The sequence below is a fragment of the Methanobrevibacter sp. AbM4 genome (assembly GCF_000404165.1).
GTDB lineage: Archaea > Methanobacteriota > Methanobacteria > Methanobacteriales > Methanobacteriaceae > Methanarmilla > Methanarmilla boviskoreani.
Genome location: NC_021355.1, coordinates 1544871 through 1571632 on the forward strand (window position 1 = coordinate 1544871; position 26762 = coordinate 1571632).

General features: G+C 29.5%; 24 protein-coding genes and 1 pseudogene. 4 read left to right on the forward strand and 21 right to left on the reverse strand.

Annotated features, from left to right (window positions below):
• Position 1: 1 nt before the first annotated feature.
• Positions 2–1045, reverse strand: coding sequence for a CoB--CoM heterodisulfide reductase subunit C (hdrC, locus tag ABM4_RS06520; RefSeq protein WP_016358888.1), 1044 nt, complete (start codon positions 1043–1045; stop codon positions 2–4).
• A gap of 274 nt (positions 1046–1319) precedes the next feature.
• On the opposite strand from hdrC, the gene ABM4_RS06525 reads away from it, so the two are divergent.
• Positions 1320–2069: an archaeosine tRNA-ribosyltransferase gene (locus ABM4_RS06525; RefSeq protein WP_016358889.1), complete on the forward strand. Its 750-nt coding sequence runs from the start codon at positions 1320–1322 to the stop codon at positions 2067–2069.
• 194 nt (positions 2070–2263) lie between these two features.
• Positions 2264–3706, forward strand: a complete 1443-nt coding sequence (locus tag ABM4_RS06530; RefSeq protein WP_016358890.1) for a B12-binding domain-containing radical SAM protein — start codon at positions 2264–2266, stop codon at positions 3704–3706.
• A gap of 537 nt (positions 3707–4243) precedes the next feature.
• Here ABM4_RS06530 and ABM4_RS06535 read toward each other — a convergent pair.
• The 5 genes from ABM4_RS06535 to dph5 all read right to left on the reverse strand — a co-directional run bounded on the left by ABM4_RS06535 (position 4244) and on the right by dph5 (position 10817).
• The gene (locus tag ABM4_RS06535) at positions 4244–5671 is read right to left on the reverse strand and encodes a Mur ligase family protein (RefSeq protein WP_016358891.1); all 1428 of its coding nucleotides are present in this window, start codon (positions 5669–5671) and stop codon (positions 4244–4246) included.
• Positions 5672–5910: 239 nt separating this feature from the next.
• Complete coding sequence (locus ABM4_RS06540; protein WP_016358892.1) at positions 5911–7464, reverse strand: flippase; 1554 nt, start codon at positions 7462–7464, stop codon at positions 5911–5913.
• Positions 7465–7787: 323 nt separating this feature from the next.
• A complete protein-coding gene (gene rbr / locus ABM4_RS06545; protein WP_016358893.1) occupies positions 7788–8333 on the reverse strand; it encodes a rubrerythrin in 546 nt (181 codons plus the stop codon).
• Positions 8334–8651: 318 nt separating this feature from the next.
• Positions 8652–8963 carry a hypothetical protein gene (locus ABM4_RS06550; protein WP_048200900.1) on the reverse strand — a complete coding sequence of 104 codons (312 nt, stop codon included), beginning with the start codon at positions 8961–8963 and terminating at the stop codon, positions 8652–8654.
• 1059 nt (positions 8964–10022) lie between these two features.
• Positions 10023–10817, reverse strand: coding sequence for a diphthine synthase (gene dph5 / locus ABM4_RS06555; protein ID WP_016358894.1), 795 nt, complete (start codon positions 10815–10817; stop codon positions 10023–10025).
• 257 nt (positions 10818–11074) lie between these two features.
• Between dph5 and ABM4_RS06560 the strand changes: the two genes are divergently transcribed.
• A complete protein-coding gene (locus tag ABM4_RS06560) occupies positions 11075–12160 on the forward strand; it encodes a class I SAM-dependent methyltransferase family protein (protein WP_016358895.1) in 1086 nt (361 codons plus the stop codon).
• A gap of 73 nt (positions 12161–12233) precedes the next feature.
• Here the strand turns inward: ABM4_RS06560 and mtnA are convergent, their stop codons facing one another.
• The 10 genes from mtnA to ABM4_RS06610 all read right to left on the reverse strand — a co-directional run bounded on the left by mtnA (position 12234) and on the right by ABM4_RS06610 (position 21789).
• A complete protein-coding gene (mtnA, locus tag ABM4_RS06565) occupies positions 12234–13163 on the reverse strand; it encodes an S-methyl-5-thioribose-1-phosphate isomerase (RefSeq protein ID WP_016358896.1) in 930 nt (309 codons plus the stop codon).
• Positions 13164–13366: 203 nt separating this feature from the next.
• On the reverse strand, positions 13367–14290 hold the full coding sequence (locus ABM4_RS06570) for a radical SAM protein (RefSeq protein WP_016358897.1): 924 nt from the start codon (positions 14288–14290) through the stop codon (positions 13367–13369).
• A gap of 205 nt (positions 14291–14495) precedes the next feature.
• Entirely contained in the window at positions 14496–15050 is a 555-nt protein-coding gene (locus tag ABM4_RS06575; protein WP_016358898.1) for a methanogenesis marker 17 protein, read from the reverse strand.
• 9 nt (positions 15051–15059) lie between these two features.
• Positions 15060–16307, reverse strand: a complete 1248-nt coding sequence (locus ABM4_RS06580) for a methanogenesis marker 15 protein (protein WP_016358899.1) — start codon at positions 16305–16307, stop codon at positions 15060–15062.
• A gap of 1 nt (position 16308) precedes the next feature.
• The gene (locus ABM4_RS06585) at positions 16309–16764 is read right to left on the reverse strand and encodes a methanogenesis marker 5 protein (protein ID WP_016358900.1); all 456 of its coding nucleotides are present in this window, start codon (positions 16762–16764) and stop codon (positions 16309–16311) included.
• Positions 16765–16816: 52 nt separating this feature from the next.
• Positions 16817–17299 carry a methanogenesis marker 6 protein gene (locus tag ABM4_RS06590; protein ID WP_016358901.1) on the reverse strand — a complete coding sequence of 161 codons (483 nt, stop codon included), beginning with the start codon at positions 17297–17299 and terminating at the stop codon, positions 16817–16819.
• Positions 17277–18821 (reverse strand): methanogenesis marker 3 protein, encoded by a 1545-nt coding sequence (locus ABM4_RS06595; protein WP_016358902.1) that lies wholly within the window; start codon positions 18819–18821, stop codon positions 17277–17279. Before ABM4_RS06595 ends, ABM4_RS06590 begins: the two co-directional genes overlap by 23 nt.
• Before the next feature lie 41 nt (positions 18822–18862).
• Complete coding sequence (locus ABM4_RS06600) at positions 18863–19849, reverse strand: methanogenesis marker 2 protein (protein WP_016358903.1); 987 nt, start codon at positions 19847–19849, stop codon at positions 18863–18865.
• Positions 19850–19994: 145 nt separating this feature from the next.
• Complete coding sequence (locus ABM4_RS06605) at positions 19995–21182, reverse strand: DUF2117 domain-containing protein (protein WP_048201051.1); 1188 nt, start codon at positions 21180–21182, stop codon at positions 19995–19997.
• 103 nt (positions 21183–21285) lie between these two features.
• Positions 21286–21789 (reverse strand): type II toxin-antitoxin system VapC family toxin, encoded by a 504-nt coding sequence (locus ABM4_RS06610; protein ID WP_016358905.1) that lies wholly within the window; start codon positions 21787–21789, stop codon positions 21286–21288.
• Between the two features lie 107 nt (positions 21790–21896).
• Here ABM4_RS06610 and ABM4_RS06615 point away from each other — a divergent pair, with 107 nt between their 5' ends.
• Positions 21897–22421 carry a molybdenum cofactor biosynthesis protein B gene (locus ABM4_RS06615; RefSeq protein ID WP_016358906.1) on the forward strand — a complete coding sequence of 175 codons (525 nt, stop codon included), beginning with the start codon at positions 21897–21899 and terminating at the stop codon, positions 22419–22421.
• A 224-nt stretch (positions 22422–22645) separates the two neighbouring features.
• Here ABM4_RS06615 and pyrE read toward each other — a convergent pair whose 3' ends face one another.
• The 5 genes and pseudogenes from pyrE to ABM4_RS06635 form a co-directional block, all read right to left on the reverse strand.
• On the reverse strand, positions 22646–23173 hold the full coding sequence (pyrE, locus tag ABM4_RS06620) for an orotate phosphoribosyltransferase (RefSeq protein ID WP_016358907.1): 528 nt from the start codon (positions 23171–23173) through the stop codon (positions 22646–22648).
• 60 nt (positions 23174–23233) lie between these two features.
• Positions 23234–23470 carry a PRC-barrel domain-containing protein gene (locus ABM4_RS06625; RefSeq protein ID WP_016358908.1) on the reverse strand — a complete coding sequence of 79 codons (237 nt, stop codon included), beginning with the start codon at positions 23468–23470 and terminating at the stop codon, positions 23234–23236.
• 242 nt (positions 23471–23712) lie between these two features.
• Positions 23713–24772: pseudogene (locus ABM4_RS06630) on the reverse strand (transposase).
• Between the two features lie 263 nt (positions 24773–25035).
• On the reverse strand, positions 25036–25152 hold the full coding sequence (locus tag ABM4_RS09180) for a symporter small accessory protein (protein ID WP_016358909.1): 117 nt from the start codon (positions 25150–25152) through the stop codon (positions 25036–25038).
• 8 nt (positions 25153–25160) lie between these two features.
• Entirely contained in the window at positions 25161–26753 is a 1593-nt protein-coding gene (locus ABM4_RS06635; RefSeq protein WP_016358910.1) for a sodium:solute symporter, read from the reverse strand.
• Positions 26754–26762 lie beyond the last annotated feature (9 nt).

Sequence of the window (26762 nt, forward strand, 5' to 3'; positions counted from 1 at the left end):
CCTATTCTTCATATCCTACTAATTTATCAAATTCACAAATTTTACAAATGTCTTGAATTTCTTTTAAAGCTTCAGGATATTTGTGAGTAGTTGGAGGTACTTCAGGAAGACCTATTTTTACTCTTAAAGCTTTAATTTTATCGTTAATAGGTACACCGTGACCAGATTGAATTACGAATTTACCAGTAGCTTTGTGAGCATCAGCCATGTAACCAGCATGAGCAGCTTCGTTACGTGCTAATTTAATAACTTCTACAATTTCTACTTTTCTAGGACATCTTTCTTGACAAGTGTAACAAGTAGTACACATCCATAAAGCAGGATCAGAAATTACTTCATCTCTTAATCCTAATAAACATTTTCTTACAATCCTTCTTACTCTGTATGGAGTTCTCCTACCAGAAGGACAACCTCCACCACAAGTACCACATTGGAAACAGTGGTTTACAGTTTCAAGACCTGCATCAATGAATTTTTGTTTAAAATCTTCATCAATATCAGCATTGGTATAAACATCGTTATCTTGTAATAAAGTCATATTATCTCTCTCATTATCAGTTTCGTTTTCATCTTCAGATTTTTCTTCAGATTCAACTGAAATTTTAACTTCATCAATTTCTTCAGAAGAGTCTTTAATATCTTCAGAAATTTCCTCATCATCAGAAGCTACAATGTCTTCAGATACTTCTTCAACAGCCTCTTCCACATCAGAAGATTCATCAGTAATTTGTTCTGTTTCTAAAGTATCATTTGATACATCATCAGAAACTTCCTCAGTTAAAGTATCTTCATCAGAAACGGTAGCTTCTTCGACAGAAGAATGAATATTTTCTTTAGGAGGTTCAACTTCTTCAGAATTCTTAATAGGTTCAGAAGATTCAATTCCAGAAACGCCATTTTCTTTAAATTTAATGTCGTTAGAAGATGTCTGTTCTTGTTTTGAGGTAACAGGTACTTTTACACTATTACTCTCAGTTTTTTCCTCTTGTTTATCGTCTTCTTTTTTTCCAGTGAAAAAAGATTTAAGACGTTTGAATACAGACATTGAAAAACACATCCTAGAATATCATCGGTACATTACCTCAATCCTTATACTAACATTTAACATGAAGAGTATATAAAGATTACTAAAAAAATCAAAAGTGTAACCTAAAAGGTGACACAAATTACCTATCAACAATTAAAAAAATTGACCATTATAAATAACATGATTATAATATAATATATTAATATAATAATAGAATTCAATTGTGATTTAAGAGATATTAATCTTTAAAATACAATAATAAATGTTAATAAATAATTCATAGAGGAATACAATGCCAATAAAGTTTGAAATAAAATCCCATGATGGACCTGGGAGATTTGGAAAATTAAATGGTGAAAAAACACCACTTCTAATTGACAGTGAAAAGTATCCTATTGCAGAAGATCAATCATGTCCATATAATGTTGATAGAGAACTTGCAGAGTGGAGTGTAAGAGAGACGATTAAAAAATCATCACAAAAAGAGATGACTGATAATTGTCCCATAGCAGTTATCCAAGGATCAAAATATTTGGATTTAAGATTGGAATGTTCCAAAAAATTAGAGGAATTAGGTTATAATGGATTTTTAATAGCAAATGGAGACGAATTATTACTCCATCCACAGGATTTAGTAGAGCTTATAGTTAATCTAAGAGAAAACTTAAACCCAAATAGTTATTTAATATTCCCATTTGCAGAATGTTCCTTTATGCCATTGTTATCCTATATGGGAATTGATGGATATTTAATCGATTCAAGTAAATATTATAGTTATTTAAATGTTTTGATGACTCCAACTAAAAATTATGATTTAAATACCTATAAAATTTATGAGGATATGGAACAGGATGAAATTGAAAAATATAACAAGAATACATTGGATTTAGTCATTAGAGAAATAAGATGGCACATGAAGAATAGAAGTTTAAGAAATTTAGTAGAGGAAAGGGCAAACACCAGTCCACAAAACAAATCAGCCCTTAAAATTCTAGACAAGAACTATATGGATTATTTACTTAAATACAGCCAACTATTCTAGATGGTATAATTTTTAAAAAATTTTAAATAGTTATAAATAAAATTTATAATATTCATATTTATAGGAATAAACATTTTATCAGATATTTCCAAAAATATCTTTATATTTATAAATGAAAAAATATATATGAATTTATAAATGAGACATAATTCAATAAAATAGAAACCTAATAATTTATATAATGAAGTGATTAAATGAAAATTACATTTATCAATCCCCCACAAACAGCATCAAAGTATAAATTCTTAGGAGTTATTGCTCCACCTTTAGGAATGTCATATATTGCTGCTGTTCTTGAAGAAAATGGATATGATGTGAGCATTATTGATGCAACAGCATTAGACTACGATTTTGACCAACTTGCAAATAGAGTTAAAAAAGAAAATCCTGATATCGTATCCATTACTGCGCTTACACCGACTATCGGTAGAGCACTTGAAAGTGCACAGGTTGTAAAAGAAGTACTTCCAGACACCATGGTAATTTTAGGTGGATACCATCCAACATTTAATGTTAAGGAAACTTTAAACGATGAGAATGTTGATTTAGTAATACGTGGTGAAGGAGAGTACACCATGCTAGAACTTGTTCAAACATTAGAAAAAGGGGAAAATATTTCCAATGTTAAAGGAATTGCATATGAAGAGAATAATGAAAATGGTGAAAAACTGTTAGTGTTAACTCCTGAAAGGGAACCAATCTGCAATCTAGACGAACTTCCTTTCCCAGCATTACACCTACTTCCAATGGATCATTACAAATTATTAAATATGGACACCCATATGTCCACAATGATTACCAGTAGAGGCTGCCCTATACAATGTTCCTTCTGTTCATCTGCAGCAATGCACGGTAGAAAAATCAGAAGACGAAGTATTGAAAATATTGTAGATGAAATGGAACACCTGGTATATGACTATGGAATTGAAACCATCGCATTTATGGATGACACATTTACAGTAAATAAGAAAAGAGTCAGAGATTTATGTGATGAAATTATGAGAAGAAACCTCAAAGTATTTTGGGGTTGTACTTCCAGAGTGGATACTTTAAATGAAGAGTTATTACAGAAGATGAAAGATTCCGGATGTATCGCTATATTTATGGGTGTTGAATCTGCAGATCAGCAACAATTAGACAGGATGGGTAAGAACACAAACATTACAAAAATCGAAAATGCATTTAGAATGGCTAGAGAGAAAAAGATCAGAACCATTGCATCTGTAGCGCTTGGAATGCCTCATGACACAAGAGAAACCATGGAAAAAACAATTAAGTTTGTTCGTCAATTGAAACCTAATTATGCTGTATTTAACCTAGCAACACCTTATCCAGGTACAAGATTCTACAAAGAAGCATTTGAGAAAAATTTAATACAGGTAAAAGACTGGTCCAAATATACATTAATCTCTCCAATATTAGAAACAATCGATTGTTCCAAGGAGGATTTAAGAAAAATACAGGCAAAAGCTTTTATTAGATTCTACTTGAGACCGACTTATTTAATTAGACAGTTTTTAATGGATGGTCCTATGTTAGTTAAAACCTTCTGGGGTGTAATTAAACAAGCATTCAGTAAAAGTGGAAATTCTAATTATAATAAAAGAAATCTTGATGAAGTTAGATTACAAAACTAAAACTTCATCTGCCTATTTTTATAAAATATATACTTTTTACTATTTTTATAACAATAAAACAATCCAATAGCTTTTTTTAACATTAAAATTTTAATTAAAGATCAACCAAATACATTAGTATCTTTATAAAAAAAAGATTTTAACCAATATTTACCAATTTACCATTATTTCTTATAAAAAAAAAATAAATATTTTAATTAAATATCAATCAACTCAGTATAATATGTACTTGAAACAATTAAAGATTCCCTAATAATTCAATAATATCAAACGTAAGATAAATCATCAAAAAAGTAATCAAGGATTTTGCTTAGTAAATACATATTACAAATTAAAAATAGTTTACTAATTAAAATTATTTAATAAGTTAATAGAAATTACTTAGTAAAAATATGTGAAGATAGTGAATTTCATAATTAAAATAAAAAATGAGATTATTAAAATATCTAAAAAAGAGTTATTTTAAAAAACAATAATAAATCCTTTAAAAAAAATCAAATCAAAAAAAGTAAAAAAAATAGAGTAGAAAATAAAGAATTACCTTTCTTTTTTAATTTCTTGTTTTATTCTCTCCCACATTGCTTGTTCCTCACCACAACCTGAGACAATTATATTCTTATATCCAGAATTAAGAATCAATTTTACAATACCTTTGATTCTCTTTTCCATTTCGCTATAAGGATAAGGATAGAAATCAGCATTAAATTCATCTTTAATCTGATTATAATATTCCCTAGCAATTTCCACAGATTCCCTTCCAGGTATCACAATTAAATGATCTGGATTGATTGCCCTTATAGCTTCAAGATGATCCTCAAATACCTCTTCCTCACCTACATCCGGTGTAGTATATATAAATTCTAATTTATTATCAATATACTGATTCATAAACAGTACATTAACCTTTAATGCATCACCATTATCACCCTGACCAAGACCTACCATTTTACCATCTTTTAGTTTTACAACCTCAAAACGTCCTGGAGGTAGAATCGCCATAGTAAGACCTTCAAAAACTTCACATGCAGTCTTTTCTATATTTTCTATCTTTGGAGTGAAACTTGCATATGCTGTTGTAGAGCATAAGGTATTATAGATATTGTGAATACCAAATGGTGGAACATCTGTATCAATCTTAAAAGACACATTAGTATCATTAGGGTAATTATAGACGTTACCCTCTATTGTAATAAACCATCTGCTAGGACTTGTTTGTAATTTAGTGATTTTAACATTTGGTTCAGGTCTTTTAAATCCGCATTCACATTGATAAATACCTCTATGATTTAAGAATCTTTTAGAATATTGGAGCTTCCTTCCACATACTGGACACTCAACATCTTTTTCGGGGAAAATATCATTATAATCTATATCAAGTCCGAAATAATTTACAGGAACATCCTTTTCTTTATTTTTACCAATGTAAACTGTTCTTGGATCATCAACATTTGCCACTATAACCCCCCTTTTCATATTTAAGGAAAGTTCCCTTTTAGCAGCCAAATATTTATCAAAAGGATTTTTGATACCGAGAACCTGTGTGTGTTCCCTTGAAATTGTAGTATAGACTACTCCAATAGGATCTACCAATCTTTGTACCTCACCAGGTATGCCGTGTTCAAAATCCCTAATACCATATTCAAATACACCAAGTTCAGATTTACCTTGAAGAAGACCTGTTGCAATAGCATTAACAGTATTGCTTTCAAAATTAGAGCAAATTTGTGCATCTTTTGATAAAAGTTTAATCAACATAGTAGTAGTGGTGGTTTTTCCATTAGTTCCAGTAACAATAACAGAACCTATTTCCGGCTCTTTAGCTAAATTGTTTAAAGCCTCATAAGATCCGACATGAAGGAATAACCATCCAGGAAAACTTTTACCCATTCCTCCATTGAGATGTACCAAAAAGTTACCTAGTTTGCCCATACATTTAGCAAACTTATACCTAAAATTTCCAACCATAAATTGATTCACCCTTAAATTAAAAAATTTAAAAAAATTTTATTAGTTAAGTATTACTTTTTTATAATATATAAAGTTTAATTTTTAAAAATATATTGGATTAAAACTCCTTTTTTTACAAAATATAAGTTTAAAAATCAATAAATAGGTTTATACCCCTTTATAAGCTATTAAAAAAGAAATAAAAACATTAAAAATAAAATTTAAAAAATAAAATTTAAAAAATATAACCAATATTATTAATTATCTACAGCATATTTCTGCAATCTATCAGCCAAATTGTTTAAATATCCTTTCATAGGCCCTGTTTTTTCTGCAGTTTTATATATTAATTTTAAATCATCTTTTTGTAATCCTTTAACCAGTACCAGAGCAAAAATATAAACAATTACTCCAACAACCAAACCTACAAAAATACCCCAATAAGTTTTAGGAACCAACATACATGCTGCCCCCATAATTAATGAGGCAGCCAATATTTTTAAAAACGCCATAGTTCTAAACTTAACGCCAGATACTTTATGGGTATAGATAATACATACAACCATAATAAATGCAGTACTTATGGAAGTTGCTAAAGCTGCACCATTAATATTGAATAATGGAACAAGTAAATAACTGAAGATAGTTTGGATAATAACCCCTAATATTAAAGATATCATAGGAATAATTGGTTTTCCAAGACCCTGAGTTATACTTGCAGATATAGTATAAACAGCAAAACATAACATACCCATTACAAGTATTTGTAATGCAACGGTACCTAAAGTGTATTCATGTCCAAATAAAAGACCTAAAATAGGACTAGCAAATACAGCTGTACCTACACATAACGGCAATACAATAAGTATTACATATCTATAAGATTGATGAATGTATCTTGTAAGTAATTCATGATTATTTAATGAAAATGCTTCTGAAGCTGCAGGAAGTGCAGATGTTGCAACAGACATAGATACAATTAAAGGCAATCTAGCTATTGCACTTGCATTAGTGTAATAACCTGCATAATTACTTGTTAAGTAAGCACCAATAAATAAGGTACCAATATCATATAACAATACTTCTGCAAGACCAGTTATAACAACGGGAATTGAGAATTTTAAAAGCATTACAATAATATCCCACTCTTCAGATCTTGAGATTTTCTTACGGCCTGTTTTAAACTTAGAAGTAACATCCCTTTTAAATAACCATATTGCAGAAAGAGATGCGAATAAAAATCCTAAAACTGTACCTAAAACAGCACCAGAAACTCTCCAACCAATCAATACAAATATTACAGCAAAACAAATCATACCCAGCTGTTCAAATGCCTTTGTAATAAGAATATCAGTCATTTGATAATATCCCTGAAATACTCCCCGATACAGTCCTACAATTACACTAAAAGGAGTGATTACAGCAACCAATTGTAATGGTAAAAGTGCAGCAGGCTTATGCCACCAGCCTATAGCAATAGGCTCTGCAATAAGATACATAATAGTGGCTCCAATAGCTGCCATGACAATTATTATTTTAAATGACGTTCGAATGACCTGTTGTTGCATCTGTTCATTATCCAAAGCAGAATATTCCGCAACATATTTAGCTATTGCTGAAGGAAGCCCTCCGGAAGCAGTGATATTTAAGAAATTTTGGAAAGGCAATGTAAGTCCCAATATACCATAATCAGCAGCAGTGAGCAACCATGTTAATATAAAACGGTACAAAAATCCCCCAATACGGAAGATAAAAGTACCAATAAGCATGATAAAACTACCCTTTGCAATTTTAGATTCATTATCTGACATAAAATTACCTAAAAATTCAATTTAATAAAAATAAGTTTTTAAATAGTATAATATAATCTTATCAAATATATTTTATAAATTTTTCCATGTATTTAAAAGTAAAAAATTAATTTCCATAGATTTAAAGTCAATTAAAATTTTTATAGAATAAAGATAAAAAAAAGCAAAACACAATACCAAAACACATAAAAGGGAAAAAAATAGAATTAAAGTTTAAATTAATAAAAATAAAAAAATATAATTTATCAAAAAATAAATAAGGATTCCTCTTTTCTTATTAAAAGAAAAGAAAAATTAAAAAGAAATTATAAAATTAATTTTATCTATTGATAATTGTCTGCTTTTTCATGGAAGTAAGCTTGTGGATGAGCACATACAGGACATTTTTCAGGTGGTTCAGGTCCAATAAATACATGTCCACAGTTAGAACAGATCCATACAATATCCTCTTCTTTTTTAAATACAGATCCATCTCTTACATTTTTAAGTAAGGTATTGTATCTTTCCTCATGTTCCTTTTCAATTGCTGCAACTTTTTCAAATAAAAATGCAATCTCGTCAAAGCCTTCCTCTTTAGCTTCCTCTGCGAAGTTTTTATACATTTCAGTCCATTCTTCATGTTCACCTGCAGCAGCTGCTACGAGGTTTTCTTCGGTACTTTTAATGTCTCCGCCTTCTAATATTTTAAACCAAATTTTAGCATGTTCTTTTTCATTACCTGCAGTTTCCTCAAAGATTTTAGAAATTTGTACATATCCATCCTTTTTAGCTTTACTTGCAAAGTAGGTGTATTTATTCCTTGCTTGAGATTCACCTGCAAATGCATATTCTAAATTTTTCTCAGTTTTACTACCTTTTAGTTCAGGCATAAATATCATCTCCAAAATTACTTATATAACATATATGTTTTATTAAATATTAATTTTTTACTATTTAAAAAAAATAATAAAAGATATAATAAAAGTAGTAGTTGATATTGTAAATATATAAAAAGTGGATTCGATTAATTAAAATAAAATCCAAACCCTAAAAAAAAGACATGATAAACAGCTAAAAATATGAAAAAACTTAATATATAAAACCTATTAAAGAAATTACTAAAAACAATAAACCATCTTAACGCAAAAGCATACACATAAATAAAAAATAATTAGATTCAAAAAATTACCAGAAAGATTGTATAAGATTTACTCGGATTTAGATCCTTTCTCAAGAATCTTATTAATCTTATCATTAGCTACAAAAACACTAAGACCAAACTGAATAATATAATATGTGAAAATAATATACTCCATATAATTAAATTTCAAATACCATAAAATAAACAACAGAACATAAACAATAAAGATGATTATGCCTTTCTTCCTCTCATCCATATACACATATCCTATCCCCGGAAGTACAAGGTTTATTAATTCAACATTTCTAGTATACATTGGATTATCAATAACCTTTTTTTCTTTATCATCTAAAAGACTATAGTCAATTTCATCATACAAGTTCCTATCTTCAATAATAACACAACCATAAAAAAAGATATTATATTAAGTTATGTAATTAACTTAAATAAATTTTTCACTGAAATTTTAAATGGTCTTAAATGAAAAAAAACAATGCAAAAAATTAAGTTTTAATATCTTATATAAAAAAAATTAAAACAGGACAATATTGATTAAAAAAAGAATATACAAATAACCAAATAATAACAAAAAAACTAAAAACAATATAATATTAATTCTAAAAAATCAAATGACAATATTTATAAGTAATGAAATACAATTTATTATACGATGTGCATAAATCTACACATCATTGGTGAATTTCTCAACCATTTTATAATCTATATAAAACATGAAATTCATTTAAAAAAAAAAGAGTATTTATTATAATATGATTAAGAGTTTATTCCTAAAAATTACTTACCCCTAAAAAAAATATTATCTAAAAAAAATTCTTAATTACCCTACCATATTTATAAGAAATACTCTTTCCTACTCTATATAATCTTATTTTCTTCAAATTATATTAAATTAAATAATATGATTGTTTTTATTAATAAAAGCTATTTAAACAAAGCTGTTTTATAAATTAATAATTATTTTAAAGGTTTTAATGATTTTTATTAAATGAACATTAAAATAAATCAATGGATAGTTTATAAAATATAATGTTTTTAAAATAAACAATAAAAAAATTAAAATAATATTTTTTTACAGATAGTTAATACAAATTCCTGATTTAAAATCAAATAGTAATAATTATAAAGTAAAAAGAACAATAATTAACTAGGGAAAAAGATATTTTTTGTCAAATGATAAAAAAGGAATTCTTAATCTCCATATTTAAGAGAAAAATATTTCATTAATCTTAAGGGCATGACTTTAAACATTGCTATTACGAATGTTTTAGCTTAAAGAAAAATTAGGAACTGACGTGTTATGTCCTTCACCCTGATTTACTTTTTTTAAAAGATTTATACAATATCATCTATTTCATATAAATTTAAGTAGAAATTAATATTTCACATAAAAATAATAAGAAATTAAAATAAGGAAGAATTAACATTTTTCCAAAATACTTTTATCTGCACCTGCAACATAAACAAGATATTCTGCTTCTACAATATGTAACTTAGATGGTATAACAATACAATGAAGAGGGCTTCCAAAATCATAATCAATCAATTCTGATATTTTACCTGCCTTGACAATACCCTCATCAGATCCAACCCTTGCAATACCAACGGCCAATGTATCCTCATTGATAACCTGCTCTTCTTCTGGTAAAGTGTCTTTAACCTTCATTAAATATTCGAGACCTTGATTAATACTCATATATCTATCTTTATGAGCCTGAATATCAAGAAGCACTAAGGTGTGTAGTTCCATATCCATATTTTCCTTAATAGCCATATATGGTGATTTAGGGAAGAAATTATGATCCTGAAATGGAATTGTTGTAACCTTTCCAAATTTATATCCCTGAAGACCACTTATTGCAGGAGCTGAGGATAAGATAGAAGAACCATGAATTACCCTATAATCGATACCTTTTCTAACACATTGAACTAAAAAATCAGAATGTGTTGTGGCAATCAGCGGATCACCACCAGTAATAAGTGCAACATCTTTGTTTTTAGCTTCAAGTATAAACGGACTATCCTCTTCAACTTCAGATCTATTTAATATATGAATCTTAGAACCGATTTTATCTTCAATAGCCTCTAAAGTAGAACCTATCAATTTTGAGGTAAAAAATTCCGCATAAATTACATCCACTTCTTTTAAAGCATTTAATGCTTTAATTGACATATCATTTATATCAAATAATCCTAATCCAATCAAATAAAACATGTTTTTAACCTTTAAATTTAAATTATAAAATCAAAGTTTCATAATAATTAATATAAAAAAATACTCAATATTAATTTATAACTTGAGATAAATATATTTTATAATAAGAAATTTAAACTTATTATTATTTAGGAATAATAAGCTATTTTTAGAAAATAGAAATCAATATTTTAAATTAAAAATACATATTATAATTTTAATTGAAAAAAAATATTTCTTTACATTTTATTTATTTAATCAATTTAAACAATGATATTATGCAATCTTTAAAAATTAGTTTACCTGCTGTAGATGAAGTACGTAAAATCATCATGGATATGGAAATTATGGATATGGACCATAGAATCAAGCCTGAGAAAGACTATGGGTATATTGGAATAACCTCCCCAGTCAGTGATGAGGAAATAGAGAAAATGAAAGAAGAGGTTATCAAGGTTAAAAAAGTGCGAAAACTTCTTAATGGAAGACCTCTTGAGATTGAAGTTGTGGACAAAGAGTTAGAACTTATTCCCAGATATCCCCATAGTGTTAGAGAAATGCTTCAAGGTAAATTAACAGATCAGGAGATTACAGATTTAAGAAACTCCTTTGATATCATAGGCAATATTGTAATTGTTGAGATTCCGGATAATCTTTTAGAACATAAAGAGTTAATCGGTGAAACCACATTAAAATTCACTAAACGTAAATCTGTTTATATGAAAAAAAGCCCCATTAAAGGAGTAACACGGGTCAGGGATATTGAATTTATTTGTGGAGTTAATAATCCGGTAACCATTCATAAAGAACAGAAGATACGCTTAAAACTAGATGTTAGTAAAGTATACTTTTCTCCACGCCTTACAAGTGAAAGGAAAAGAATTAGAGAGATTACTGATGATGGAGAAAAAATATTAGACATGTTCTGTGGTGTTGGTCCATTTTCAATAGTTATCGCAAGTAGAAACAAAGTTGACATAACTGCAGTAGACATCAATGATGTTGCAATAGATTACCTTAAAGAAAATATCAGGTTAAATAAATTACAGGGAAAAATACATCCCATATGCGGAGACATTAATAAAGTTGCATCCGAACAATTAGAAGGTGAAAAATTTGATAGATTAATAATGAACCTACCGGGAACTGCATATGAATTCTTGGATACCGCTTTTTCACTTGTTGCACAGGAAGGAATTATTCATTACTATGAATTTGCACATGACTGTAATGAAGGCCGTGAAAAATTAGAAAGAAAAGCTGCAGAACATGGTATGACTGTAACAATTGAAAGATGCCATAAGGTACGTTCCACAAGTCCGGGAATGTGGCAGATGGTATTTGATTGTAGAGTACATTATTAAGATAAAAAAAAGTATTTAAATAGAAAATTTAACTTATTAAAAATGAGTTTATTTAAAATAATAGAAGATCCATTTATAATGGATCTATAATACCTTTTTCAGTAATTATTCCAGTTATTAAATCATTAGGAACAATATCAAATGCAGGATTAATTACCTCTGTTCCTTTAGGGCAAATTCTACAAGATCCATAATGAATTACCTCATCAGGATCTCTTTCTTCAATAACTGTATCATTAATATTGATATCCATATCAAATGTAGAATATGGGGCAGCTACATAAAATGGAATATCAAATCTTTTAGCAGCTAAAGCAACCATAAAAGAACCAATTTTATTTACAATTCCTCCTTTTGCAACTCTATCTGCACCAATAACAACCTTATCAATCATTCCTTGACTCATCAAATATCCGCTTGCAACATCACAAATAAGTTTTACAGGAATATTTTCCTGTTGCATTTCCCACACACTTAACCTTGCACCTTGACCACGGGGGCGTGTCTCATCACAGATTACATTGATGTTTTTACCCTCATCATTTGCAGCTCTTATAACACCTAATGCAGTACCATAATCCACACATGCCAATGCTCCTGCATTACAATGTGTCAATATTGTATCACCATCATCAATAATTTCACGGCCATATTTACCAATGGCCCTGTTAATTTTCATATCCTCATCATAGATTTTAAGGGCTTCATGTAAAGGGTTTTCACTACCAAGAACTCTATCTACAGCCCAAAATAAATTTTTAGCCGTTGGACGTGCAGCTTTAATTTCATCAGCAGCTTTATTTAAATCAACACCACCAATATTAGCTAACGCCATTCCAAATGCCGCAGATACACCTATAGCAGGTGCACCTCTAACGGTCATATTTTTGATAGCAGTAATAACCTCCTGATAATTACTACAATAAACATATTCAAGTTCATCAGGTAATTTCCTCTGGTCAATTAATTTTAATTTATTATTTTCCCATTCTAAAGTTTTCATAATACTAATTATATTTAAAAATTAAAAAAAGTTTTGATAAGGATATATTAATAATATAAACTGTGAAATTAGAATACAAAATTTTAAAAAAAGCATGATAAAACTGGTCGTAAATTTTAGATAATTTCCAATTTAAAAAAAAGCGAATCAATATTAAAATAGTTATAAAGTTAAAAATAAAAAAATAGTTAAAAAATAAAGAATTAGAAATGACTACTTGGAGTTACGCCAAGATTATGGTCATGACTTTTCTTACCAGGAATTCCATAAGCATCTGCCCTACATTGGGTACATGCTCTGAAAACTGGAAGATATTCTTCAACTTTTTCCCTAGTGTTTTCAATTAATAGACAATCAGGACGCTCATAATTTTCCATTTTATTTAATGGTATGAGAGGAAGAACATTCATTAAAGAAGCACCACGTTTAGAAACCTCTTTTGCAATCTCTTCAATATGTTGATCATTTAATCCAGGAATAAGTACTGAATTGACCTTTACAATTACACCTAAATCATCAAGTAATTCAATACCTTCAAGTTGGTTTTTAATAAGTATTTTGGCACCTTCAACTCCCCTGTAAACTTTACCATGATAATGAACAAAGCCCACAATATCTTTAAGGATTTCAGGATCTATTGCATTTATTGTAACTGTTACAGTATTTATATTACAGTCTGCAATTTCTTGAGCCTTTTCAGGAAGTAAAAGCCCATTAGTACTCATACATTTAATAATTTCAGGATGAGTTTCATTTAATTTTCTAAAGAATTCAAATGTTTCTTCATTTGCTAAAGAATCCCCAGGTCCTGCTACACCTACAACAGATATAGGTTCTTCCTTTAATATTTTTTCAACATGCTCAATACCTTGTTCTGGATTTAATATACATGCTGAAACACCAGGTCTATCTTCATCAGGTTCATGGAATGACCTTACACAGAAATTACATCCAATATTACATTTTGGTGCAATAGGAATATGTGCCCTACCTACTTTATCATGTAATTTTTCATTAAAACATGGATGAGCTTTAGTAATATGAGCGAATCTTTCTGCTTTATGATTTCCTTTACCTATTTCAACTGAAAGTCCAGATTGATCTTGTTTACCTTTAATATCAGCCATATTATCTGCCTCGCCAAAATTTATTTGAATAAATTTAATTAACCCCTATATGAATTATTATTACGATTTTATAATAATTGTTATTATTCTTAATTATATTACTTATAAAGTTTACCCTAATAAAACAAAAAATAAACTAAAAAAAGAATAGAAAATTAAGATAAATTAATATAAATTTAGGATTAAAGAATATGATGATTAAAAATCAGGAATTTAATTCATCAATATACTCCTCTGCTTTTTCAACCCATTTATCTCTTATTAATTCATCAGTAGCAACAATAGCAATTATCCCATCACGGGAAACATCTTTAATTACTTTAAAACCTTCAGGAACAATCCTATAAATTCCATCATAAACTCTTTTTTGAAGATTAATTGAAGGGTTATCTACAACATACTCCTCAATAAACCTCTGATCACCGTCTAAGACAATTGTATATCTATCAGGCTGGTGAACATTTTCACGTCCATATTTATCCCATAATACTTTAAGAATATGTGGAAGGTAATTCTCATCATCAACAAATACATTAGTTTGATTATTATCTTTAAAGAATTTGGTATGTGCAACCTCTTTTAAATAGGTATTTGAACTAGTTTTTTTAGTCTTAATAGCCATGATGAAAACTACTTCTTTAGGATCTACAAAAGCTTTCATATCTGTAACAGAGGGTCCAAGTTGGAGATCTTGGAAAATCTGCCTAATAATCATATCATAAACTTCTGCTCCATCTTTATCATATGATTCAACTAACATATAAATCACTTATGCTTTTTTATCTTCTTGTCTTCTACCAAGTCCAGATACAAGTAATGCTGCCCCTACTGCACCAATATGTTGGGAATATTCTGGTACAATTATATCGATACCACCAAGAGTATCTTTAACAGCTTCAACCAAACCAGAAATTAATGAAGTACCACCTACTTGAATCAATGGTTCCCTTATATCGATTTCTTGGAGTTGTTGCTCATATACCTGTTGTGCTACAGAGTGACAAGCCGCATCTGCAACATCAGCCTTAGAACCACCTGCTGCCAAAGTTGTAACTAAATCCTGGATACCAAATACAATACAATAACTGTTTAAAACCGCATTTTTATAATTACCGGATACTGCAAGAGGACCCAATTCTGTAATATCAACATCTAAACGACGAGAGGTCATGTCTAAAAATCTTCCAGAAGCACCTGCACATATACCTCCCATAGTAAAGTTATCAGGAATTCCATTATTTACAGTAATTACCTTGTTATCCATACCACCAATATCCAATACAGTAGCTTCACCTTTCTGTTTACCTGCAAGATATACAGCACCTTTTGCATTAACAGAAAGTTCCTCCTGAATAAGTTCTGCATTTAACTGTTTTCCAATATTAATACGACCATATCCGGTAGTACCAATACCATCTAGATCATCCCAACCATAGTCAGTATCTGCAAATGCCTGATCTGCACCTTTGTAAACAGATTCCATAATATCCTTAGTAGGATTCCATCCAGTTCCAATTACTTTGTTGTTTTCCATTAAAACAACCTTGGTAGTAGTTGAACCTGAGTCGATACCAAGGGTTAAACCTTCCTGTTTTTCACGTGCCAAGATACTTCTTCTAGCTACGGTTGTAACTAAAGCTTCCATACGAATAAATAATTCATCTGCTTTGGTTTTTTCTGTAAATGAATAAGTTACAACAGGAATACGGGTATTTTGTTGAATAAATCTTCTAACTTCATTTCTTACCAATGCTGCCTCAGCACATCTGAAACATGAAGCCACAAATACTGCATCTGCTTTACAACGGCCTTCGACAATTGCCATTGCACGGGCAATCATCAATTTTAAACTTGAACTTTGAGCTGAGAAACCGAATTTAGTATATGCCTCTTCAATATAATCCAAATCTATCTCCGGAAGTATAATCTCTGCACCAAATGTTAAAGCTGCTTTTTCTATTTCTTTTTGAATACCACTGTATTCAGTACCACATGAAACTAAAGCTATCTTTACCATTTTAATTACCTCCCTCGGTTTCTACAAGTGAATCTAAAAACTCATTGATTTTATTTACAAAGTCAAAAGTTTCATCTCTGCTTTTTGGATAACTTAATTCTAATTTTGGTATATCTCTTTTACGTAAACAAAACATGGACAATTCATTTGTCCTAGCACAGCCAACACAACCAAATCCTATAGGAGCATCATCTACAATAATAGCAGCTTCTGCAGCATCAATAAGAGGTCCAATAATAGACATCCTACCTCTAACACCTGATGGAACTTCAATAGCTGCATATTTCAATCCATTTAATGGATCATTTTCTGTAATATTCATAGGAGGAGAATCAATTTCAACATCCCTAACTTTTTTAGACATAGCCTTTTGTAAAGCTAACACTTCATGCCCTTTTCTCTCAATTAAATCCCCTAAGACTAAAGAATTTGGAGGATAAATAGCTACTTTAACCATTTTTTCACCTTAATACCACATATTTTACTTTATTAATTCCATATAAAAAGAATTATTCTTTTTTAGAATCTTCCTCTTCTATAGATTCTTTAACAATTTCTACAAACTCATCAACATCGATTGGTTTAGGTCTTTCAACATAAACATCTCTAGGATGTTTTAAAGCATCACCGACATCACCTAAAATTTTATATTCACTTTCCATTTGGTGAAAACCTTCTCTAGGTCCATATCTATGACCTCTACAACGTCTTGGATCACCTGGTGGGAATCCTCTAGATTTTGTAAAAATATTATAAGGATCTAATTTTCTAACCTCTTTTATAGCTTTCTCAACATCTTCAGATTTACCTGCAACCATTGCACCATAACAGGTCCATTTAACGGTTAAAGGCAAATCCAATAAGTGTAAATGATTAACAATCTCATTTTCACCAACATTAGCTTTAGGACCTAATATAATCATTCGAATAACATAATCAGGATCTGTTTCTTCTTTTGATAAATCTGGACTAATCGCTAAGTTCGCGGACATATAAAATCTCCCCTTCTTTTAATTCACCAATTAATTCTAAATCAGTTACTATTTTACCAATTATATTAGTAGCTTCAAACGGCTCAGCAGTAGGACCAAAATCGGAATTTGACTCAAATCTTACTCCAACCAAACCTACATTTTTCTTAATCATATTGGTTACACCAACAACACCTGCCTCAAGGGTATCCACATTTGGAGTATTCTCTGGAATAAGACCTTTGGACATTTTTGAATCACCTTCAAAAATAGACATATTCATTCCAGGAAAGGCAAAATGAACTTTTAATTGACCAATAGGTTTTTCAATTAAACCTGTAAGTCTTCTAAAGTACCAAGCAGTTCTCGGAGCTTTATCAGTAACCTCAATAACCGTAATCTCATCATCAGGATAAGCAGTGGTAGTAACCTTACCTGCATTTAAAATTTCCACAGTGGTTTCTGGATTCTGGGCAACAACCACTGCATCATCATCTTTAAATCCTTCACGAATATGCTCGATTCCTGCAGCTTTAAGGAATCTCTCTGCTTCGGCATTAGTTTTATTTAAAGTCATAATCCTAGGAGGATTTGCCCTAACAGTAATTTTTTCATTTAGTTTGGCAGAGTCTACCAATTCCATTCCCTTAGATACCTTACCAATGATTGTATGAGAATTAGAAGTAACTCTATCTTCCCTATAAATAAATACTTTACCTATTCCAGTACCATCATTTCTCATAGTAACAGTACCACGGCGACGAGGACCATAATCCTCTAAAGGTCTCCCAATTCCTTGAAGTTGATAAAAACCAAGTAAAGAATTAGCCTCGTAACTTACTTCTATTGTTCCTTTATCAATTAATGAGAATAGATGTTCAACGGATTTTGGAGAATTGAAGTTTGGTTCTATTTCAATATATGTAAATAATTCATAACCCTCTTTTAACTCGGTATCCAAATTGGATACAGAAGCACTATCTGTAGTTGTTGTTCTTTCAATAACGGGTTCAATATCCAAAATGGTATCCCCTTCATCCAAAAGGTTTAATGTTTTTCTACCACCTATAACATTTGCGAATACTCCACGATTATTATCCGGAACTCCATATATGCTGAAATGTTTATCTTTCGAAAATATTATGTGAGTAGATTCATTACTAAAACCAGATAAACTTAAAATAACTTCTAAATCACGGTATTTATATTCATTATGGCTTGGTTCCAAATCAGTGACAATAGGACCCATAGCAGTTTCAGTTGATGAGGACCATCTTATAGGACAACCAATAAAATCTTTGTATTGCTTTTTCCAAACATCAACGATTGGTTTAGCTGCTAGTTCTTCTGCCATTTCAATTATAATACTGCCCTTAGGAGTTTTAATTTTAAATTTGTTAATATTCTTTTCGATCTCCTTTTCTCCTTTAATCAAACATAAAATGCATCCAGGAGTATAAGGAGCATTTGAAATTTGGATAGCATCTTTAATAGTAGAACCATCGGCAATTTCTATTTTTTCTCCATTAATTGTTATTAACATAAAATCTCCCTAATTATAATTAGTAAAATAAATTAAAAATTTTAATTAATTTGATTAAACTTTAAAACCGGATTTTCATCCTGTTTAAATACCACTACTTTTTGATTTTTATTTTCTAAATAAAGTATTTTTTCATTTATTACATCACCAACAACTTTTGTTGTTAGATTGTATTTTTCCAGATTATCAATAATCTCCTGACAATTTTCACTAGGAGCAGTCAAGACAAAACCAGCACCGGGATAAGCTTTAAGCCATACCTCCCAAGGAATATCCTCATTTTTTGGAATTTTCTCTAAATCAACAATAGCTCCAACATTGGAAGCTTCCAACAACATTTCCAAAGTACCAAGTATTCCAGGATTACTTATATCTTTACCTGCACTAGGTAGTTTTTCCTCTGCAATTTTATTCATAACTCTTATTTGGTCCCTTACAAGAATAGGATCCTTATCAAAGGTTGTATCCCAGTTTAATTTAGTCTCCTCATCATAAAACTTACCATCCAAATCAATAGAAACAAGTACCTTATCTCCAACATTAGCTCCAGATGAGCTAATAATTTTATCTTTATTAGCAATACCTACAATAGCCACATCAATAGAGGTATAATCCGCATCGGGATGGAAATGACCTCCAACCATTGGAACCTTAAATTTTTCACAACCACATTTAATTCCTTTAATCACTTCCTCACAGGTTTTCTCATTGTCAACTGCAAGTATATCAACCATTGCAATAGGTTTACCTCCCATTGCAGCAATATCATTTACATTAACTAGAACAGCACAATAACCTGCCCAAAAAGGATCAAATTGAAGTAATTGTCCCCAGATACCATCAGCAGCAAGCAATATTACTTGATTATTACCAATATCTATTGCGGATGCATCATCTCCAAAATCAAGACAAACATCCCCAGATATATTATAAACATCAGATAATAAATCTGTAACATTAGATATAGTTCCTTTTCTTGTTACACCTTTAAACTCTTGAATAGAATTAACCAAGCTAGTTAAATCCAAAGCTACACCTTCTAAAAATTTTCAAAAAAATCAACAATTTTTCTTATAAATAATTATTTAATATACATTATATTTTATTATTTCCCCTAGGAACATGAAATAAAATTTTATAAAAAATTGAAAAATAGAATGCCTAACTAAATTATTATTTTTTAGTGTATTCAATATCCATATCCTCAATAATATAGGTAATCTCATCGGATAACTCCTGAATTACATTTTTTAAATCATTAGAGTCCCGATTAATGATTAAATGATTAGATTTATTAAATAATTCCACATAAACCCTATGACCTACCTTATCATCATAACCGGAATTTACCTGGAATATTACAGAATCATTTGACTTATAACCGTCTTCTACAACCTTATCCAAATCCCCATCTGTAATACCTATAATAGGAATTTTAAACCTAAACAGAATATCAGAACCTAAGAGAGTTGTGTCATCACCAACAGTTACAATCAAGTCCATGCCCCTATAGGAATAAACATCCTCAGCAGCATGATCTAAAAAACCAATATTGTATACTTCCTTATCTGATTTATGATTTATAACTCTAGGCTTTACTTTGGAGCGCCTAAGTAAACCTGTCTTAACAATAGCCGTATTTAAATCAATTTTTCCAAGTTTATCTACACCATGTTGCTTAATTTCCCCACCAATTATATCAATAATAATACCATCTTTACTAACCAATGTTAAAGAAGAGGAATCTGACTTACCGATGACATTACCATTTACAAGAATGTTCTCACCGGGACTTACTCCATGAACTCTTCTCTTAACAATATCTGCATTGTTTTCATATTGATCTTCTTGAATTTTTACCGTATCATCAACACTAAAATGTTTCGTTTCAATATCTTTAGGACTAATCCTTTTTATATGGAAGGTATCTTCAATATTTAAAACTAGTTTATCTATAGAATCCTTTAAATTATCCGGACAATTCCAAATAACAACGGTACCATCCTCTTCACCAGGTCTTTCAATTTGAATTAAGGGAATATCTTTATGGAAATTCTTATCCATATAATGATGTACAACCTTATATCCGAAAACATGACCAGTAGTGGCTGATTTACCATAATTCAATAAAAAGATAAGAGAGACATCTTCATCTGCAAAAAGAGACAATGAATCACTTGGGACCAACCTTTTGGAAATATCTATTTTATCCTCCATTGCCGCATCAATTACTGCAGTTCTACCCATGGTTCCTCCTAAACGACAACGAACATCTGCAAAATTAGACAAAAATTCAATAATTTTAAGTGCATAACCTGAATCAATAATCATAGGACCATGCACTACAACACCTATTTCCATCATATCAACTTTTTTAAAAATTTTATAAATTTATGCAATGATTATCTATAAAAATCATGTTAAAATAAAATCAAAAAAACATATATACTAAAACTTTAATTAATTAATTTCTGATTCTACGCTTAAAAATCTTAGAACCGCATATTTCACAGACATCCTCAGGATAATCTGCGGGATACTCCTTTTTACATCCTTCACAGGTTTTAACCCAATTATAAACCTGATTAATGCCTTTTGTAATAATGGAATTAAATGGAATATTCAATATTTTTAAAACGTTTTGAATAGAATAGTCATCAGACAAAACGATAGCTGAGCCATTTAAATCATTGATTTCCAAAGCCAATGATAGAAGTTGTCTATCAGGATAGGACAACCTTAAATCATCACCAGATTCAGATATAATATTATCCAATTTATTGACATAAAATTCACTAGGAGATTTGATAATTAATTTACCATCAGAAATAATCTGATCTAAATGAATTTTAGACTTTAAATCTTTAACCTCATATGTAATCTCAGGAACAGTATAATTTAAATTATCATTTGGTTCAAAACCATTAATAAATGCAGAGGCATCCAAAATTTTATATGTTTTTTCCATGATTATACTATAATTTCTAAATTAATAAAGATTATCAATAGAATTAGAAATAATTAATTAAGATAATAAAGATATAAAAAGAATAATATTTTATTTGGTGAGTAATTATGAAAAGCAAATCCATGGAAGAACACAAAAAACATGTTCCAATAGACGTTAAATGTGGAGTAATTACATTAAGTGATAGTAAATATAAAGATTCAAAAGAAGGAATAAACTCAGATATCTCAGGAGAGGACATAATCAATGTTTTAAAAGAAAAAGGCAATGAAATCAAAGAATATACTATCATCCCCGATGATAAGGATATGCTTTTAGATACAGTTAAAAAAATGAATGAAGAAAAAATTGATGCAATATTTACAACAGGTGGTACAGGTCTTGAATCAAGGGACATTACGATTGAAACATTGAAACCACTATATGATAAGGAAATTAATGGTTTTGGAGAGATATTTAGATTAAAATCCTATGAAGAGTTAGGCTCAGGGGCACTACTTTCAAGGGCATCTGCAGGAATATATAATAAAACAATTATCTTCTCAATGCCAGGTTCACCAAATGCAGTTAAAACTGCTATGGACATAATATCCGATGAAATCGGCCATCTAGTAAAGCATTCAAGAAAATAGATATTTATTCAAATAAACTTTTTTTAATTCTTTAAATAACCATTAAGGAAAAATGAAAAATTAAAAAATAGTTAAAACATGACCTAAAATAGATATTTATTTAAATAAACTATTTTTAATTCTTTAAATATCATATAAAAACAACAAAAAATAAAATAAAATAAAATAAAATAAAATTAAAACTTGACAATAATAGAAATAGCCAAAACAATAAAAAAAAATATTTAATCAAATAGTTCATCAACAGAGATTAGAGGCTCTAAAGTTATACCTTCTTTTTCAAATGCCTCTTTTGCACCTTCTTGTCTGTCAACAACAACAAATGCCCTTTTAACAATACCTCCATTATCCTGTATAACTTTTATAGCCTTAAGTAAAGATCCACCAGTAGTAGTGACATCTTCAACAACAATTACATTATCCCCATTATTAAGTTCTCCCTCAATTTGTTTAGAGGTTCCATAACTTTTTTTCTCTTTGCGGATCATCAAAAGGGGAATTTTACTTTCTAAAGAAGCAGCAGTTGCAATAGGTACAGCACCTAATGCTGGTCCTGCAATTTTATCAATATTATCCTCTGAGATTTTTTCAGTGATTAAAACTGCAATAGTTTTAAGAATTTCAGGATTAGTAATTGCCCTTTTCATATTAACATAATAGTTACTTTCCTTTCCGGAAGCCAATACAAAATGTCCTTGTTCAAAAACTTTATTTTCTTTTAAAAGTTTAATTAAATATTCTTTTGAAGCCATAAATAAAACCTAACTTTAATAAATAGAAAAAAATTAAAAATAATTAAAAAATTTAAAAAATTATATATCATAAGTATCTTTAAGAATTATTTTATCCCCAATTGTTTTAACTAAATCAAATGGAACAATATCTTCACTTTTAGAAGCCCTGAGTGTATTAGAAATTCCTTTTCTTTTAAGAACCAAAGATAGGATTTCATTAGATTCTTTATCAAACTCAATATCATCAACAATACCCATATTGTTAACATCGGAATCCAATACCTCTTTTCCAATAAGGTCTTTAACTATCCTCATAAACATCACCTTATAAATTAATATTATATAGTTTGTGTATAATCCTATTAAAATATAATCGATACCAATACAATTTTCCATTTAAAGATTTATCATGAAAAACATATTTAAATGAGAATATGAAAAACATGGCTAAAAAAAGATAAATAAAGCTTATTTATAGATTTAAGTCTAATCAACTGTTAGAATCCGATCTAGTAAATAAAAATTACTGATTAAATAAATTTAGGGGTCTGAAATTTTTACATTTGGGAAAGTTTTTGTAGGGCTGTTTTTGACATATCGCATTGTTGTATGAGGAGTGTTCCTAACAATACATAAAGAAAATAGTGTTTTTTCTACAGATTTCGGTGTGAATTTGTGTATTTTTCTCATTTCTAATGAATTTTACAATACTTTAAACTAATCTTCTATTTTTCCACGTATTGGTTTATATTTCCTCCAATTGACAAGTTTATTTAATAATTCTTTTTTTAATCTTTTGAATATAGTTTTAGAGTTTTGTTTCTTCTTATTATTACAAAAACGTCTAATGGATAGCTTAATTTGTCGTCGAATTTTTGTTTTGTGAAAAATTTTTTTGGAAAAATGAAAGGAACTATTTTGTATTTGTTAATTCCTATTTGGTAGTTTTTAAAGCTGTAATAGCCTTTATCGAATATTAACACATCTCTTTTTCTTATTAATCTTCTTCTATGCAATTCTTCTAAAATTTCTTCAAAAAGTTTTGAATCATTCGGGGCACCAGAATGTAATAAAATTGCAACAGGAGTTAATGAATCGTAATCAAGTACAAATGTAGCTTTAAATCCAATATAATGGCCTTTTGAAGAAGAATAACTCCATTTTAAATTCATTTTTGCAAGTTTTTCTTTACTCTGTCTTCTACGATTGAAATTGAAATCTAAGTCTATTGGTGTGGCATCTACAATAAAAGTCTTTTTTCCCCTTCTTTTGTAGTTTCCAAAGTGTTTTAAAATGCTATTTACTGAATTGGCGTATTCCTTGATTGAAATTTTTTTGCAAGTAATCATAGATTTCTTGAGCTTCTAAAACTTGATCCATTTTGAAAAATTTTATGAGTTTATTTCTGCTTTTAAGATTTTTCACAACAAATTCTGTCGGTAAATCAAAAAACATACATATAAATTATGTTTTAATGACTGTTCTTAGTTTTTTAGTATTTTTAAATCCATTTGAGATGAATATTTGCTGTGATCTTCTAGAATCGATAATTTTAAACATTTTGTTTAACATAACATAATTCGGGTCGTTTTTATCTAAATTTAAATTGTGCATCATACATATCGTCAAATATATATTTATTGCACCTATTATTTAAATTTATTGATTTAAACGGCCTTTTTTTTATTTAAAACTAATTTTAAAAATGTATTATTAAAAATAAAAAATAAATCACACTTAAAATATAAAAAACAAGCAAAAATAAACCATAAAAAAAATAAAAAAAATTCAGGCCCCTAAATAAATTATATTAATTAAAAAAAGATCATGCTTTAATAAATATTTAAAAAAAAAAAATAAAAAAAATAGAGATAGTTCTCTTATTCTTCCCCTTTATTCCAATTTACAATCCCATATACAATACAAAGGATTGTAAAGAAGATTATAAGAACATAAACTCCCCAAATCATTGGGTCTTCAATTCCTAATACTGACATATTAACACCTAAGCTTTATCGAATCCTTTAAATGATTTATCAATTAATTCTTGATCTAATGGTTTTGTAATTAAACTTACAACAATTAAAAATATTGCAGATACTGGAACACCAAATAATAGAGGATCTACTACAGGCCATGGCATTGTTGTGATTAGAACAGGATTACCAGTTAAAAATTGACAAATACCTAAAGCGGCAGCTGTTTTCTTATACATAAATAATAAACAGAATAAACTAGTACAAAGACCTGAAACAACACCTGCTATAGCTCCTGCTTTTGTTGTACCTTTCCAATAGATAGATGCAATATATAATGGTAAAAATGCAGCTGCACAAATACCCATAAATAAAGATGTACCTAATGCAATAATACTTGAAGGCAAAATAAAGCTTAATATAAGGGACAACACCACTGCAATTAAGATACCCACCTTAGTAACATTCACCAAGTCGGTAGGTTTTTTATTTTTAATTGTACCTATAACATCACTTCCGAATGCTGTACCCTGAGTATGGTACAATGCAGACAAAGTACTCATTGAAGCTGCAAGTAATGTTAACAAGAATACATATACAAACCACTCCGGAAGTGCCATATTAATAAAAGTTGGAATAATCTTGTCAATGTTTCCACCTACAACCTCTACTGCAGTTTTACCTAATTTCTGATAGAAGTAAACATTGGAGAGTGAACCTACAACATATGCTGTAACAGGCATGACCGCAATAAATATACCACCAATTAAAACTGATCTATTTAATTCCCTATCAGATTTAACTGTCATAAAACGTACGATTAATTGTGGTTGAGCAATTGTACCAATACCTACTCCCATAATCAAGGTAGATACAAGATACCACCAGAAAGGACTTCCAAATTTAGGAAATGCCGTCCATCCAAGTCCTCCTTGAGCAATAGCTTCTTTGGAATATAATGGTGCCATGTTAGTTAATGCCATATTTGCATTCTGAATTCCTCCAAGTTTCCAAAATACAAAGAACAATAGAAAGATCATACCACAGAACATTATTGTTCCTTGAAGGGCATCGGTATACATGACCCCTTTAATACCACCATAAAATACATATGCCGCTATAATAATTGAAAATACAAATAACGCTATCTGGAAATTAATTCCCAAAGATGTTTCCATAAACCTTGCAGCCCCTATTAAAACAACAGAGGAATAAATAGGCATACCTAAAAATATGATTAAACCAGAGAAAATTTTAAGAAATTTACTATCAAATCTTCGTGCTAAAAAATCAGGAAATGTGACAGATTTTAAATTAGCTCCAATTCTACGGGTCCTTTTACCTAAGAATACAAATGCTATAAAAATTCCAACTACTAGATTTAATAAAGCTAGCCATAGAATACTCATTCCATATTGACCAGCTATACCTCCAAAACCTACAATTGCAGCCGTTGAGATAAAAGTCGCCCCATAACTTAAAGCCATTACATAAGGATGTGAATCTCTTCCTGCAATTAAGAAATCTTCAGAGGAATCTGTTCTTTTATATGCAATATAACCTACATACACAACCATAAATAAGTAGATTATAAAGACTAAACTCAATACTAAAAGATTCATAATTAACCT